Annotated in this window: 11 protein-coding genes; 5 read left to right on the plus strand and 6 right to left on the minus strand. The window is 73.7% G+C overall.

Going from position 1 to position 14928, the window contains the following annotated elements:
• Positions 1-226: 226 nt before the first annotated feature.
• Positions 227-1327, minus strand: coding sequence for a glycerate kinase (locus tag ELQ39_RS05055; RefSeq protein WP_190001703.1), 1101 nt, complete (start codon positions 1325-1327; stop codon positions 227-229).
• A gap of 195 nt (positions 1328-1522) precedes the next feature.
• Here ELQ39_RS05055 and ELQ39_RS05060 point away from each other — a divergent pair, with 195 nt between their 5' ends.
• From ELQ39_RS05060 to ELQ39_RS05070, 3 genes are all read left to right on the plus strand, one after another.
• The gene (locus ELQ39_RS05060) at positions 1523-2605 is read left to right on the plus strand and encodes an ADP-ribosylglycohydrolase family protein (protein WP_242591143.1); all 1083 of its coding nucleotides are present in this window, start codon (positions 1523-1525) and stop codon (positions 2603-2605) included.
• Positions 2606-2750: 145 nt separating this feature from the next.
• Positions 2751-3254 carry an NUDIX domain-containing protein gene (locus ELQ39_RS05065; RefSeq protein ID WP_190001509.1) on the plus strand — a complete coding sequence of 168 codons (504 nt, stop codon included), beginning with the start codon at positions 2751-2753 and terminating at the stop codon, positions 3252-3254.
• A gap of 67 nt (positions 3255-3321) precedes the next feature.
• Positions 3322-4047 carry an SIR2 family NAD-dependent protein deacylase gene (locus ELQ39_RS05070; RefSeq protein WP_225627314.1) on the plus strand — a complete coding sequence of 242 codons (726 nt, stop codon included), beginning with the start codon at positions 3322-3324 and terminating at the stop codon, positions 4045-4047.
• A gap of 9 nt (positions 4048-4056) precedes the next feature.
• Here the strand turns inward: ELQ39_RS05070 and ELQ39_RS05075 are convergent, their stop codons facing one another.
• The 5 genes from ELQ39_RS05075 to ELQ39_RS05095 form a co-directional block, all read right to left on the minus strand.
• Entirely contained in the window at positions 4057-4539 is a 483-nt protein-coding gene (locus ELQ39_RS05075) for a methylated-DNA--[protein]-cysteine S-methyltransferase (RefSeq protein WP_242591144.1), read from the minus strand.
• A 17-nt stretch (positions 4540-4556) separates the two neighbouring features.
• Positions 4557-6026, minus strand: a complete 1470-nt coding sequence (locus tag ELQ39_RS05080; protein WP_242595545.1) for an AlkA N-terminal domain-containing protein — start codon at positions 6024-6026, stop codon at positions 4557-4559.
• 92 nt (positions 6027-6118) lie between these two features.
• Positions 6119-6991: a DUF72 domain-containing protein gene (locus tag ELQ39_RS05085; protein ID WP_242591145.1), complete on the minus strand. Its 873-nt coding sequence runs from the start codon at positions 6989-6991 to the stop codon at positions 6119-6121.
• Between the two features lie 39 nt (positions 6992-7030).
• Positions 7031-10951, minus strand: a complete 3921-nt coding sequence (locus ELQ39_RS05090; protein ID WP_242591146.1) for a glycoside hydrolase family 2 TIM barrel-domain containing protein — start codon at positions 10949-10951, stop codon at positions 7031-7033.
• A gap of 246 nt (positions 10952-11197) precedes the next feature.
• Positions 11198-12721, minus strand: coding sequence for a potassium/proton antiporter (locus ELQ39_RS05095; RefSeq protein ID WP_242591147.1), 1524 nt, complete (start codon positions 12719-12721; stop codon positions 11198-11200).
• Between the two features lie 362 nt (positions 12722-13083).
• Here ELQ39_RS05095 and ELQ39_RS05100 point away from each other — a divergent pair, with 362 nt between their 5' ends.
• Positions 13084-13515 (plus strand): NfeD family protein, encoded by a 432-nt coding sequence (locus tag ELQ39_RS05100; RefSeq protein WP_225627318.1) that lies wholly within the window; start codon positions 13084-13086, stop codon positions 13513-13515.
• Positions 13516-13519: 4 nt separating this feature from the next.
• Complete coding sequence (locus tag ELQ39_RS05105) at positions 13520-14542, plus strand: SPFH domain-containing protein (RefSeq protein WP_242591148.1); 1023 nt, start codon at positions 13520-13522, stop codon at positions 14540-14542.
• Positions 14543-14928: the final 386 nt, after the last annotated feature.

Here is a 14928-nt window from a genome sequence, read left to right on the forward strand (position 1 = left end):
CGGCGACACGTCACGGAACACCGGAAGGCACAGCGGCCGGTGACGCCGCCGCTCCTCGCAGGCAAGGACGTGGGGGACGTCCACCTGCGGGTTCTCCTCCATGTCCATGGAACCACTGATGCGGAGGATCGCAACACGGTCCCGCCGGGGCGCTCGGACCGCTGCTCCAGCGTGTGGTGAGACGGTGTCAGGTCCCCCGGGAGCCGGGGACCTGACACGGCCCGGTTCAGGTCAGGTAGTCGTGGGCGATGCGTTCCGCCGTGCGTTCCAGGATGGGGCCCGCGTCCGCGATGCACACCGCCACGTCCGGCTCCACGTCCGTCAGGGCGTACGCCCGACGGATCCCGGCCCGCCCCAGCACCTCCGGCGCCAGCGCCAGCCGCCCGCACACCGCGATGACGTCCTTCCCGGCCGCCCGCGCCGCCGCGGCGACCCCCGCCGGCGCCTTCCCGTGCAGCGTCTGCTCGTCCAGCGACCCCTCCCCGGTGATCACCAGATCCGCCCGCTCCAGCGCGGCCGCGAACCCCAGCACGTCCAGCATGACCTCGATGCCGGGACGGAACCGCGCCCCCACGAGCAGCGCCCCGAAGCCGATACCGCCGGCAGCCCCCGCCCCCGGTGACGCCGCGAGCCCGGCGGCGTCCAGCACCTTCGCGAAGTGCCCCAGCGCCGCGTCCAGCCGCTCCACGTCCTCCGGCGAGGCGCCCTTCTGCGGCCCGTACACGGCGGCAGCGCCCTTCGCACCGGTCAGCGGGTTGTCGACGTCGCTCGCGAGCACGAACTCCACGGACCGCAGCCGCGGGTCGAGACCGGACAGGTCCGCGGTCGCCACCTCCGCCAGCGCGGCGCCCCCTGGCCCGACCGGCTCCCCGGACGCCGTCAGGAACCGTGCCCCCAGCGCGGCCAGCATCCCCGCCCCGCCGTCGGTCGTCGCGCTGCCTCCGACGCCGAACACGATGCTCCGCGCGCCCGCGTCGAGCGCGGCCCGCAGCAGCTCCCCGGAGCCGTACGTCGACGCGGTGAGCGGCGCGAAGACACCTTCCGGCAGCCGCTGCAGCCCGCTGGCCTCCGCCATCTCCACGACGGCGGTGCCGTCCCGCAGCGCGTAGGCCGCGGTCACCTCGTCGCCGAGCGGTCCGCAGACCCGTACCTCGTGCCGTTCGAACCCGGCCGCGACGGCCGCGGCGACGGTGCCGTCGCCGCCGTCGGCCACCGGAAGAGCCTCGACCTGAAGGTCCGGCCGGACCGTGCGGAGCCCGGCGGTGACCCGCTCGGCGACCTGCACGGCCGTCAGCGACCCCTTGAACTTGTCCGCGGCGACCAGCACCCGCTGGGCCGACGGCGTCCTACGCGTACCGCTTCCTGCAGCGTCCGCCACTTGGCTACCCCTCGTTCATCGGGCCCCGCGCGTGCCGGGACCTGTCGCGCCGCTGCGACCCTAACCGCCGGGTGGCGTGCCCGCCATGCCCCGGCCGGCCCGTGGACCGGCACGGAACCGCCGGGAAACGGGTAGACCGGTCCCATGACCGCGACGACCGACGTGACCACCGCGACCGGGCTCGCCGACCGCATCCTCGGCGGCTGGCTGGGCCGCATCGCCGGCAACATGCTGGGCAAGCCGGTGGAGCAGGGCGAGGTGTGGACGCGGGACCGCATCGACCGCTACCTGCGGGCGACGGACGCGCTGCCGCTGACCGACTACCTGCCGGGGCCGCCCACGGAGGTCGAGGAGCGGGCGCTGCGCCCGGAGTGGCGTCACTGCGTCCGGGGCCGGGTCCACGGCAGCTGCCGGGACGACGACGTCGACTACGCCATCCTCGGCCTGCACCTGCTGGAGACGCACGGCTTCGGCTTCAGCACCGAGCAGGTCGGCGACCTGTGGCTGCTGCGGCTGCCGTACCTCCAGACGTTCACCGCGGAGCGCGCGGCGTACCGCAACCTCGCGAACGGGCTGCGGCCGCCTCTGACGGCGACGTACGAGAACCCGTACCAGGAGTGGATCGGCGCGCTGATCCGCGCCGACGTGCACGGCTGGGTCTCGCCGGGCGCCCCGCGCCGGGCCGCCGCGCTGGCCCGCAAGGACGCGGTGCTGTCGCACACGGGCAACGGGGTGTACGGCGCGATGTGGGCGGCGGCGCTGGTCGCGGCGGCGTTCACGGCGGGGACGGCGCGGGAGGCGGTGGACGAGGCGCTGGCGGTGGTCCCGGCGAGCAGCAGGCTGGCGCGCACGGTGCGCCGGGTGACGTCGCTGCACGAGAGCGGGCTGCCGTGGGAGGACACGCTGGCCACGCTGGAGGAGGAGACGGCGGGGCTCGGCTGGATCCACACGGTGCCGAACGCGGCCGTCATCACCGCGGGGCTGCTGTACGGCGCCGGCGACTTCTCCCGGAGCGTCGCGCTGACCGTGCGGGGCGGTCTGGACACGGACTCCAACGGCGCGACGGCCGGGTCGGTGGCGGGGGTGATGTGCGGCGTGGCGGCGGTGCCGGACCAGTGGAAGGAGCCGCTGGAGGACACGGTGCGCAGTGCGGTGTTCGGGTTCGACGGGGTGCGGATCAGCGAGCTGGCGGAGCGGACGCTGCGGCTGGCGCAGGCGGAGGCCTGAGCGCTCGGGGCCCGTGGCGGCGTCCGCCGTGCTCCGGCGCGTGCGCCCGCCGTGTCGATCATGGGACGGCGTGTGCTGCCGTGCGCCCGGGCGGGTGGACCGCGACGGCCCCGGCGGGACCCGAGGCCGCGGTTACCCTTCCCGCATGACCACCACGCAGGACACCCAGGACTTCGCCAGCTACATCGCCTCCCTCCCCCGTGTCCTCGCCGGCGCCGCCGCCCTCTTCAGGGACGCGCGGGGGCGGGTGCTGCTCGTCGAACCGAACTACCGGGAGGGGTGGGCCCTGCCCGGCGGCACGATCGAGTCGGACGAGGGGGAGAGCCCGCGTGAGGGTGCTCGGCGGGAGACGGCCGAGGAGATCGGCCTGGACCGGCCGCTGGGCCGGCTCCTCGCGGTGGACTGGGTGCGGACGCCGGGCGTGCCGCCGCTGGTGGCGTACCTCTACGACGGCGGGGTGCTCGGGGAGGACGAGCTGAGGGCGATCCGGCTCCAGGAGGAGGAGCTGCTGTCGTGGCGGCTGGTGGAGCGCGAGGAGATCACCGCGCACCTGCCCGGCTCCCTGGGCCGCCGCGTGCTCGCCGCGCTGGACGTGCTGGCGGACGGCTCGGGCACGGCGGAGCTGGAGGACGGCCACCGGGTGCACTGACAGTGCCGCAGCGGCCCGGCGCGATATCCGCTCGCCGGGCCTGGCCCGGCCGCCCTACCCTCGCCGCATGAGCAAGCCTCTCGTCGCCCTCCTGACCGGCGCCGGCGTCAGCACGGACTCCGGAATCCCCGACTACCGCGGGCCGGCCGGTCTGTGGCGCCGCGACCCGGACGCCGAGAAACTCGTGACGTACGCGTACTACATGGCCGATCCGGAGATCCGCCGCCGGTCGTGGCGGATGCGGCAGGAGAACTTCGCCGCGCTGCCCGAGCCGAACGCCGCGCACCGTGCGGTGGCCGAGCTGGAGCGGTCCGGGACGGCGGTGCGGGTGATCACGCAGAACGTGGACGGTCTGCACCAGCTCGGCGGCATGCCGGACCGCAAGGTGCTGGAACTGCACGGCACGGCGCGCACGGTCGTCTGCACGAAGTGCCACGCGCGGACCCCGATGGAGGACGCCCTGGCCCGCCTGACGGCCGGCGAGGACGACCCGCCCTGCGCCGACTGCGGCGGCATCCTCAAGCCGGCGACGGTCATGTTCGGCGAGGCGCTGGATCCCATGGTGCTCGGCGAGGCGGTGGCGATCACGAAGGCCTGCACCCTCTTCATCGCCGCCGGCACCAGCCTCCAGGTCCACCCCGCGGCGGGCCTCGCCCAGGTCGCCGCCGACCACGGCGCCCGCCTGATCGTCGTCAACGCGGAACCGACGCCGTACGACGACCTGGCGGACGAGGTCGTCCGCGAACCGATCGGCACGGCGCTGCCGGCGTTGCTGCGGCGGATCGCCGCCTAGAACCCCCGTCTAGAACAGGGCCGGTCCGCGCTCGAAGTCCAGCAGGCGCTGTTTGCGGGGCAGGCCGCCGCCGTAGCCGGTGAGGCTGCCCGTGGAGCCGATGACGCGGTGGCAGGGGACGATGATGCCGACCGGGTTGCGGCCGTTGGCCAGGCCGACGGCACGGGACGCCTTGGGGCTGCCGAGGAGGTCGGCGAGCTGTCCGTAGGTGCGGGTCTCGCCGTAGGGGATGCGCCGGAGCTCTTCCCACACCCGGAGCTGGAACGGGGTGCCGTGCAGGCGCAGGGGGACGGTGAACTCCTTCAGGTCGCCCGCGAAGTAGGCGGCCAGCTGTTCCCTCGTCTCCGTGAAGGGACCGTCGTCGGGGACGCCGAAGGTGTCCTCCGGCGGACGGTGGCGCTGATCGGTCATGTAGAGGCCGCAGAGGACACCGTCGTCGGCTACGAGGGTCAGGGGGCCGTAAGGGCTGTCGGTCACGGTGTGCTGTCGCATCGGTCCTCCGTTGCCGGTCAGGTCGGCAGGACGTTGATCGGGTGGCTGTCGGTCGCCCAGAGGTACTGGACCGCGTACGCGCGCCAGGGGCGCCAGGCCGCGGCCCAGGTGGTGAGGGCGGCCGGGGTGGACGGGAGGCCCAGGGCGCGGGCGGCGCGGCGGACACCGAGGTCGGTGGGGAGGAAGGCGTCGGGGTCGCCGAGGGCGCGCATGGCGATGACGTCGGCGGTCCAGGGGCCGAAGCCGGGGAGGGCGAGGAGCGCCGCGCGCGTCTTCGGCCAGTCGCTGTCGGCGCCCAGGCGGAGGTCGCCGTCCGCGAGCCGGCGGACCAGCGTGGTCAGGGTGGTGCGGCGCGTCCGGGGCATGGCGAGGGCGTCCGGGTCGAGCGCGGCCAGTTCCTCCGGTGCCGGGAAGAGGTGGGTGAGACCGCCCTCGGGGTCGTCCACGGGGGTGCCGTGCGCGATGACCAGGCGGGCCGCGTGGGTGCGGGCGGCGGCCGTGGACACCTGCTGTCCGAGGACCGCGCGGACGGCGAACTCCGCCTCGTCGGCCGTACGCGGCACCCGGCGGCCGGGCGCCTTGTCGACCAGGGGCGCGAGCGCGGGATCGGCGCGCAGCCGCTCGTCGACGGCGACCGGGTCGGCGTCCAGGTCGAGCAGGCGGCGGCAGCGGCTGATGGCGACGGTCAGGTCCCGGTGGTCGCTCAGGGCGAGGCGGCAGGCGATGTGGTCGGGGCGCGGGGACAGGGCCACGATGCCCCGGCCGTACGGGAGGCGCAGGGTGCGGCGGTAGGAGCCCTCCCGCCATTCCTCCACGCCGGGTACGGCGGTGGCGGCGAGGTGGCCGAAGAGGTTGTCGGGGTGGAGCGGGGCGCGGAACGGCAGGCGCAGCGCGATCACGCCGGGTGCGCCGGCGGCGGCGTGTTCCGGCGCCCGGGTGCGCAGCTCGCTCGGGGAGAGCGCGAACACCTCGCGCACGGTGTCGTTGAAGGCGCGCACGGAGGAGAAGCCGGCCGCGAAGGCGACGTCCGCCATCGGCAGGTCGGTCGTCTCGACGAGCAGCCGCGCAGTCCGGGCGCGCTGCGCGCGGGCCAGGGCGAGGGGGCCCGCGCCCAGCTCGGCGAGCAGCTGGCGTTCGATCTGCCGGGTGCTGTAGCCGAGGCGGGCGGCGAGTCCGGTGACGCCCTCGCGGTCCACGACGCCGTCGGCGATCAGCCGCATGGCGCGGGCGACTAGGTCGGCGCGCACGTTCCACTCCGGGGAGCCGGGACTGGCGTCGGGGCGGCAGCGCTTGCACGCCCGGAACCCGGCCTGCTGGCAGGCGGCCGCGCTCGGGTGGAACACCATGTGCCGTGGCTTGGGCGGGACGGCGGGGCAGCTGGGCCGGCAGTAGATGCCGGTGGTGAGGACGGCGGTGTAGAACCAGCCGTCGAACCGCGCGTCCTTCGACTGCACGGCGCGCACGCAGCGCTCGGTGTCGGTGTGCATCCCTCGGTGCATGCCTCAAGGATCCGCCACCGGGACGGGCGGAGTCTGGCGGGAATCCGACATCCACGTCCTGAGTGCTGCGGTTCTGCGGATCACCGCCTCGGCGGCCGGGCCAGCAGGCCGCGCATCGTCTCCGCCGCCCGTACCGCCGCGTCGCCGCAGCAGTTGTTGAACAGGACGTGCAGCTCGTCCGCCTGCTGTGCCGCGCGGCGCAGGCGCGGCGCCCACGCGGCGAGCTCGGTGACGTCGTAGTCGTGGCGGAAGCGGTCCTCCTTGCTGCCCCTCCCCCACGCCGTGCTGCGGCCGTGGAACCGTACGACGGCCAGGGCGGGCCGGGTGACGGGGACCAGGGGCGGCAGGGAGGCCGTGAGGCCCTGCGCCATGTCGGTGCCGACCGCCGTCACCTCCAGGGAGGTCAGCAACTCGCGTGTCTCGTCGGCGCGTTCGGCGTGCCACCAGGCGGGGTGGCGGAACTCCACGGCGAGCGGCCAGCCCTTGGCGCGCTCCGCGCAGTCCTCCAGGAAGCGTTCGGCCGGGGTGCCGGGAGTGAACCACGGCGGGAACTGGAACAGCACGGTCCCGAGCCGCCCGGCCGTGCGCAGGGGGTCGACCGCCTCCGCGAAACGGCCCCACACCTCGTCCAGCAGAGCCGGGTCGGCCAGGCCGCGCGCGGGCACCCGGTCACGCAGGTCGGCCGGGAGCGCCTCGGGGCGGGTGGGGTGGCCCGTGAGCAGGGAGAACGCCTTGACGTCGAAGCGGAAGCCGTCCGGCGTGCGTTCCACCCACAGTTCGCTGTTGCGGCGGCGCGGCAACGCGTAGTAGCCGGAGTCCACTTCGACGACCGGCAGCCGCTCCGCGTAGTGCCGCAGCCGCCCTTCCGCGTCGCGCCGTCCGCGCGGATACCAGCCGCTCGCCACGAGTTGGCGGTCCGTCCAGGAGCACGCCCCGACCAGGATGTCACCCATGGGAGCCCGGTTACCCCGGGCTCCCCCGAGTGTGCCGCGCTATTCGGCGGCGGTGGGCCGGCGGGAGAGGGCGAAGGCCCGGTCCACGGCGGTGAGCGGGCGCAACCGGTAGGTGTAGGCGTAGTCGCGGTCCGCGAAGAGCTTGAACTCGTCGTGGGTGTGCGCGCCCCAGCTGTCGTCTCCGCCCACGCCCATCTGCCGGTGGTTGACCCGCAGGACGACCGCGTCGCGCGGGGTGAGCTGGTAGTCGTGCCGGACGCCGGCGGACAGGTCCTCCGGGGTGAAGTGCGAGGCGTTGATCTCGACGAGGGGTTCGCCCGTCACCAGCAGTCCGCGTCCGTCCCGGCCGGTGAGCGCGGCCCAGCGCACGTCGGTCTTGTTGCCGTTCTCCTGGGGGCGGATGTACGGCGTCCACTGCTCGGCCACGGTCGAGGACCAACGACCCACGTCCGTACCGGAGTTGCGGTCCCAGTGGTTCTCCTCGGGGCCGCGCCCGTACCAGTGCAGCCGGTCCAGGCGGCGGGGCAGGAACAGCAGGGAACCGACCTCGGGGAGGTACGGCAGGTTCGCGGCGCCCGGGTGGAGGGTGTGGTCCACCTTGATCTCGCCGTTGCCGAAGACGGTGTACGTCGTGGAGTACGTGGACTCGACCGTGGTGGGGAGGGTGCCGGTGACGCGGACCTCGACGGCCCGGTCGCCGAGCGGCCGTACGGTGACGTCGGTGACCGTGCGGCGGGCGCCCGCGTCGCGCCAGGTCCGGTTGCGCAGGTGCTGGCCGTTGCCGCGGTCGTTGTCGGTGGGTGCCCGCCAGAAGTTGGGCGCCGGTCCCGAGGTGAGCAGGCGCGTGCCGTCGGCCTCGTAGTCGGTGAGGAGGCCGGTGCGGCGGTCGACGGTGACCGAGAAGCCCTTGCCCGTGACGCGGATGTCCTGGCCGCGGGTCTCGTGCCGCAGCGCGGGCACGCGGGACAGGGGCACGGGCACGACCGCCGGGGTGTCGGCGTCGAGCGCGAGCTGATGCCGGGCCACCTCGAAGCCGGCCTCCGCCCACGGTGTGCGCTCCCGCGTGGTGAAGGACAGCTGGAGGAAGAACTCTGTGCCCGGGGCCGGGTTCCGGGGCAGGCGCACCGGCAGTTCGACGCGCTTCCCGGACAGCGGCGCCACGTCGAGCTGGTCCCGGGCGAGGCGTCCGCCGCCGATCACCTCGCCGTCCGCGACGAGTTCCCAACGACCGTCGAAAGCACGGAGGTTGGTGAACAGGTACTCGTTGGTGAGGGTGACCGCGCCCGGTCCGCCACCAGGAGCGCGGACGGCGCCGACGGCCTGGTGGACGCGTTTGATCTCGGCCGCCTTGCCGCCGGGCCGGCGGTCGGCGGTGACGATCCCGTCGGCGACGAACGCGCCGTCGTTGGGATTGTCGCCCCAGTCCCCGCCGTACGCGAGGAAGGTCTTGGCCTCGGGGCGCTTCCGCTCCGTCCTCACGGTGGCGGCGTCGAACCAGAAGCGTACGCCGTCGTCGTCGGGCCCCCGGTCGTCGGAGCCCAGTTCGGCGGGCGTGAGGGCGCGGGCGTGAACACAGGCGCGGCGGATCGTGCCGTCGAACTCCCGGGTCTGGTTGTCGGCGTCGGAGGCGAGGGACAGCGGGGCGGTGTTGCTGGTGGGCCGGCGGTCGGTGGTGCGGGTGGCGCGGACCGCGCCGTCGACGTACAGGGCGAGGGTGCCGGCGTCGGCGTCGAAGACGCCCGCCACATGGTGCTCCCTTCCGCTCCAGTCGTCCGGCACCGTCCAGTTGACGGCGATCCACTGGCCGTCCGAGTGGATGAAGAACTCCACCCTGCGGTCGGTCTGCTTGAGCGCGTACTGGGTGTCGCCCTTGGCGACGATCGGCTGGTGGTAGCCGGGGACACCCGGGGTGAACCACGCCTCCAGGGTGAGGGAGCCGGTGAGGTCGAGGCTGTCGTGCCGTTCGAAGACGGTGATGCCCGACAGGCCCTTGTCCCGGTCGAGGCGGCCGCGGGTGGCGAGGATCTCGCCTCGCAGCGCCGACGGCCCCGACTCGGTGAGCAGAACACGCTCGGGGACCGGCGTGTGGAGGGACTGGTCGGCGAAGTCCCAGATCCAGCCGCCCTGAAGGACGTCATGGCGGCGCACGACGTCCCAGTACTTCTTGAAGTTGCCGTTGGAGTTCCCCATCGCGTGGGAGTACTCGATCATCACGTACGGCCGGGTGTCGGCGGTGTCGAGGGCGCGCTGCTCGACACGGGCGGGGCTCTCGTACATGCGGGAGCGGATGTCGCTGATGCCGGGCCGGTCGTCGCCCTCGTACTGGATGACACGGGTGGTGTCGTAGGAGCGGATCCAGTCGTGCATGGCGGTGAAGGTGGAGCCGCCGCCGGCCTCGTTGCCGAGCGACCAGATGACCACCGAGGGGTGGTTCTTGTCGCGGTGGACCATGTTCTGCGCGCGGGCGACGCAGGCGGCGGTCCAGTCGGGGTGGTCGCCCGGGTAGCGGTCGCGGATGCCGTGGGTCTCGAGGTTGGTCTCGTCGACGAGGTAGAGGCCGTACGCGTCGGCGAGTTCGTACCAGAGCGGGTTGTCCGGGTAGTGCGAGGTGCGGACCGAGTTCATGTTGAGCCGCTTGACGAGGGTGATGTCGCGGATCATGTCCTCGCGGGTCAGGGCGGTGCCGCGGGCCGGGTGCATCTCGTGGCGGTTGGTGCCGCGGAAGGACACCGGGCGGCCGTTGATCCGCATCAGCCCGTCCTTGAGCGCGAACTCGCGGATGCCCACCCGGTGGGAGAGGGTCTCGACGAGCGTCCCGGACGGGTCGCGCAGCCGGAGGACCGCCGTGTAGAGGTACGGGTCCTCCGCCGACCACAGCCGCGGTTCGGGCACGGCCCGGGACGCCCGTACGGTGACGTCCCGGCCCGCCTCCACGGAGTCGAGGTCGGCGCTCTGCCGCAGCGGCCGCGGCCACACGGCGTGGCCGCGCGCGTCGTACAGCTGGGTCTCCACCGTGTACCGGCCGCCGCCCGCGCCCTCGCCGTACGCCCGCACATGCGCGGTGACGTCCAGCTCGGCGGCGGTGTACGTGTCGTTCAGCGGCGTCTCCAGCTTGAAGTCGCGCAGGTGCACGGGTGGGGTGGAGTAGAGGTGGACCGAGCGGAAGATGCCGCTCAGCCGGATCATGTCCTGGTCCTCCAGCCAGTCGCCGTCGGAGTAGCGGTACACCTCGACCGCGATCTGGTTGGTCCCGGCACGGAGGTGGTCGGTGACGTCGTACTCGGAGGGCGTGTAGGAGTCCTCGTCGTAGCCGACGAGTGCGCCGTTGATCCACACGTAGTGGGCGGACTTGACGCCCTCGAAGTGCAGGAAGACGCGGCGGCCGCGCCAGTCGCGCGGGACGGTGAAGGTGCGGCGGTACTGGCCCACGGGGTTGTAGCGGGTGGGCGCGGCGGGCGGCTGGGGCTCCTCGCCGCGGCCGTTGGGGCCCCAGTAGGGGTAGGTGATGTTCAGGTAGATCGGGAAGTCGTGACCGTGCAGCTGCCACACCGACGGGACGGGGATCGTGTCCCAGTCGCGGTCGTCGGTGTCGGTGCGGTGGAAGTCGGGGTCGCGGTCCTCCGGCCGGTCCGCGTAGGCGAACTTCCAGGCGCCGTCGAGGTCCAGCCGGTACGGGGAGCGGGTGCGGTCGGCGGCGAGCGCCTGCGGCACGTCGGCGTACGGCATGAGCGTGGTGTGCGGGGGTTCGGTGCCGAGGCGGAAGACGCCGAAGTCGTTCCACTCCGGCGGGCCGTCGTCGGCCTGCGGGCGCGGGCCGGCCGCGTGCGCCGCGCCGGAGGGGGCAGCGAGCGCGAGGGCGCCGAGCACGGCGGCGCCGGACTCCAGGAGACGGCGGCGGCTGACGACCGGACGGACGGGGCGGGCGGAGACTGCGGCGGGAGACGCGTGCGGGTGCGGCATGACCGTGGCCTTCCTCGGTGCGACAGGGCACTGCGCGGACTGAGGGCACGCCGGATTCCCCGGCGGCGCGGCGCCACGGCGGCGACGTCACGCGGAGGAGAACCACGACGGGTGGTGACGGTGCGACTACTGAGCCCGCCACACCCTAGGACTCGCACACAAACGAAGCAATGATGCCGTCGGACTCTGTGCGGTCGTGGTGGTTCCGGGCGGAGTCCCCTGCACGGGCTCCGGTGTGGCGGACCGTCAGCCGCTCGTGACCGTGCCTTCCGGTTCCGGTGTGCCGTGTTCGCCGAGCCAGCGGGCGAGCTTGCCGCGCCGGCCGATGGCCCGCAGCCGGCGTTCGGCGTCCTCGCGGGTTCCCGGGGTGGCGATGAGCAGCAGTGCGTCCCCGGCGCGCAGCACGGTGTCGCGGTCCGGCACCAGCGTGGCGCCCTCGCGGATGATCAGGGTGACGACGGTCGGGGGCGGCAGCCGCAGTTCGAAGACCGCCACGCCGTGCAGCTGGGAGCCCTCCGGGATGGTCACGGTGAGCAGATCGGCGTCCAGGACGTCGAGGGGCGCGGTCTCCACCTGGATCTCGCGCAGCGCGTCCGTGCGCACCAGACCGAGACGGCGGGCGACGGCGGGCAGGGTGGGGCCCTGGAGCAGGGTGAACAGGGCCACCAGCACGAACACGATGTTGAGGACCTCGCGGGCGTGCGGCACGTCCTCCACCACCGGGAAGGTGGTGAGCACGATGGGAACCGCGCCGCGCAGGCCCGCCCACGAGATGAACGCCTGCTGCCGCAGCGGGATCCGGAACGGGACCAGGCACAGCAGCACGGACACGGGGCGGGCCACGAGCAGCAGCACCAGGCCGACGACGAGGGCGGGCAGGATCGCCTCGGACAGCTCGCTCGGGTCGACGAGGAGGCCGAGCATGACGAACAGGCCGATCTGCGCCAGCCAGCCGGCGCCCTCCGCGAAGGACCGGGTGGCGGCCCGGTGCGGAAGCTGGGAGTTGCCGAGGACAAGACCGGACAGGTAGGCGGCGATGATGCCGCTCGCGCCGACCGCGCCGGCGGCGGCGAAGGCGGTGATGCCGAAGCCGACCGTGGCCAGCGGGTAGAGGCCCGTGGCGGGCAGGGCGATGTGGCGCAGGGCGACGGCGCCCAGGAGTCCGATCAGCACGCCGAGCGTGCCGCCGACCGCCAGCTGGAACAGCAGGTTGCCGAAGAGGGGGCCGATCGCCGGGACGTCGGAGGTGGTGGTGGAGAAGACCAGGACGAGGATGATGGTGGGCGCGTCGTTGAAGCCGGACTCCGCCTCGACCAGTCCGGTCAGCTTCCGGGGCAGGGGCAGCGCCCGCAGCACGGAGAAGACGGCGGCCGAGTCCGTCGAGGAGACGATCGCGCCGAGCAGCAGCGCCACGCTGCAGTCCAGACCGAGCAGGAAGTGCGCGCCCGAGGCGGTGACCAGCACGGACAGGAACACGCCCGCGGTGGCCAGCACGCCGGCGGGCGCCACCAGTCTGCGGACGTCACTCCACCGAGTGGTCAGACCACCCTCCACGAGGATCACGGCCAGGGCCGCGGTGCCGAGCGCCTGCGCGAGCTGGACGTCGTCGAAGGCCAGACCGAGACCGTCCTCACCGGCCACGATCCCCACCGCGAGGAACAGCAGCAGACTCGGCAGACCCACCCGGTGCGCGGTGCGGGCGGCGGCGATGCTGGCCAGCAGCACCGTGCCCGCGACGAGCAGCGTCACGTACAGCTCGGGCAGGGTCATCGATCAGTTCCTCGTACCGTCCTCGGCCGTCCGTCGGTCACCGGCGTCCCGGTCCCGTCCGACGACGCTGTGCATCACGATCACACCGGGCAGGGCGGGACAGGCGCACATACACGCCCGGCGGGCACCGGCGTCAAAGGGATCAAGGGGGCCGTTCGAACCCTCGCCCGACAGGGTGGGTGCGCGCCATAAGGGCCATCACCCAATTCGAGGCGTGCCGGACATGTACGAGGGGAATGCTCGGTGCACGGACCTCGGCACCCGTGCCGCAGCCGCGTAATGTGGTGGCAAAGGTGTCGGCTCCCCTCGCGTGCCGGCCGGCGCCGGCCAAGCCCTCCACCCCGGGTGAGAAGAGGCGCGACATGGACCCCTGGCTGATCTGGCTGATCGTCGCGGCCGCCCTGGCCGTGGCGGAGATCTTCACCCTCACCGCCGCCCTCGGCATGCTGAGCGCCGCCGCGCTGGTCACGGCGGGCGTCGCGGCGGTGGGCCTGCCGCTGTGGGTCCAACTGGTCGCGTACGCCGGCCTCGCCTCCGTGACGCTGCTGTTCGTACGTCCCCTCGCCCTGCGCCACCTGCAGCGCCCCCCGGGTGCGCGCTTCGGCGTGGACGCGCTGGTGGGCAAGCCCGCGCAGGCGCTGACCGCCGTGTCGGGAACCGGCGGCAGGGTCCGCATCGACGGCGAGGAGTGGACGGCCCGCAGTTACGACGAAACGCTGGTGATCTCGCCCGGCACGACCGTCGACGTCATCGAGATCAGTGGCGCCACCGCGATCGTCTACCCACGGGACTGAAGCCATGGACATCTCCGCCCCTCTCGTCGCCGGGCTGCTGGTGGCGCTGTTCGCGATCTTCACGGTGATCCGGGCGGTGCGCATCGTCCCCCAGGCACGCGCCCGCAACGTGGAGCGGCTGGGCCGCTACCACAAGACGCTGACGCCCGGCCTCAACCTCGTCATCCCGTACATCGACCGGGTGCACCCGCAGATCGACCTGCGCGAACAGGTCGTCTCCTTCAAGCCGCAGCCGGTCATCACCGAGGACAACCTGGTCGTCGAGATCGACACCGTGCTGTACTTCCAGGTCACCGACCCGCGCGCGGCCTTCTACGAGATCGCCAGCTTCCTCCAGGCGGTGGAGCAGCTGACCGTCACCACGCTGCGCAACGTGGTCGGCTCCATGGACCTGGAGAAGACCCTCACCTCCCGGGACACCATCAACAGCCAGCTGCGCGGCGTGCTCGACGAGGCGACCGGCAAGTGGGGGCTGCGGGTCAACCGCGTGGAGATCAAGGCCATCGACCCGCCGCAGTCCATCAAGGAGGCCATGCAGAAGCAGATGCGGGCCGAGCGGGACAAGCGGGCGGCGATCCTGGGCGCCGAGGGACAGCGCCAGTCGCAGATCCTCACGGCGGAGGGCGACAAGCAGGCGGCCGTGCTGCGTGCGGAGGGCAACCGGACCGCCGCGATCCTGGAGGCCGAGGGCCAGTCGCGCGCCATCGACGAGGTGTTCCAGGCGATCCACCGCAACGACCCCGACCCGAAGCTGCTCGCCTACCAGTACCTGCAGGCGCTCCCCCAGCTCGCGCAGGGACAGGGCAACAACTTCTGGGTGATCCCGAGCGAGATCACGACGGCGCTGCAGGGCGTGTCGAAGGCGTTCAGCGAGTCGCTGCCGCCGTCACCGGCCACCCGGTCGAAGCCCGCCGCCGACGACGAGGCCGCGGCCAAGGCCGCCGACGACACGGCCCAGGCGGCGCAGGCCGCAGCCGAGGCGGTGGCGGACGCGGCGGAGGCGGACGGCCGCCCGCCACGCGCCTGACCCCCTTCCGTGCGGCGGGCGCCAGGTGGCCGACCCGAACACGGCCGGCCACCGCTCACCCCGCAGCCGGACCGGCGACCACACGGAGCCCCACGCCGCGCCCGCACGCGACCGTGCCGCCCCCACCCGAAGGGCCCGCCACGCGGAGATTCGTGCCGCCACGCGGGCGTACGGCCCGCCGCGCAGGGTCCCGCGTCCGCCGCGCCGAGGCGTACCGCCGACCACGGCAGAGCGCCGCCGGCCGTCCGCCGCGGCCGGACCGGCGACCGGCCTCGCGACCATGCCGCCCCCACCCGGAGAGCCCGCCACGCGGAGATTCGTGCCGCCAGACGGGGCGTACGGCCCGCCACGCGGGGGCTGCCGCCGCCACGCGGGCGTACGGCCCG

The organism is Streptomyces sp. GB4-14 (genome assembly GCF_022696125.1).
Lineage (GTDB): Bacteria > Actinomycetota > Actinomycetes > Streptomycetales > Streptomycetaceae > Streptomyces > Streptomyces werraensis.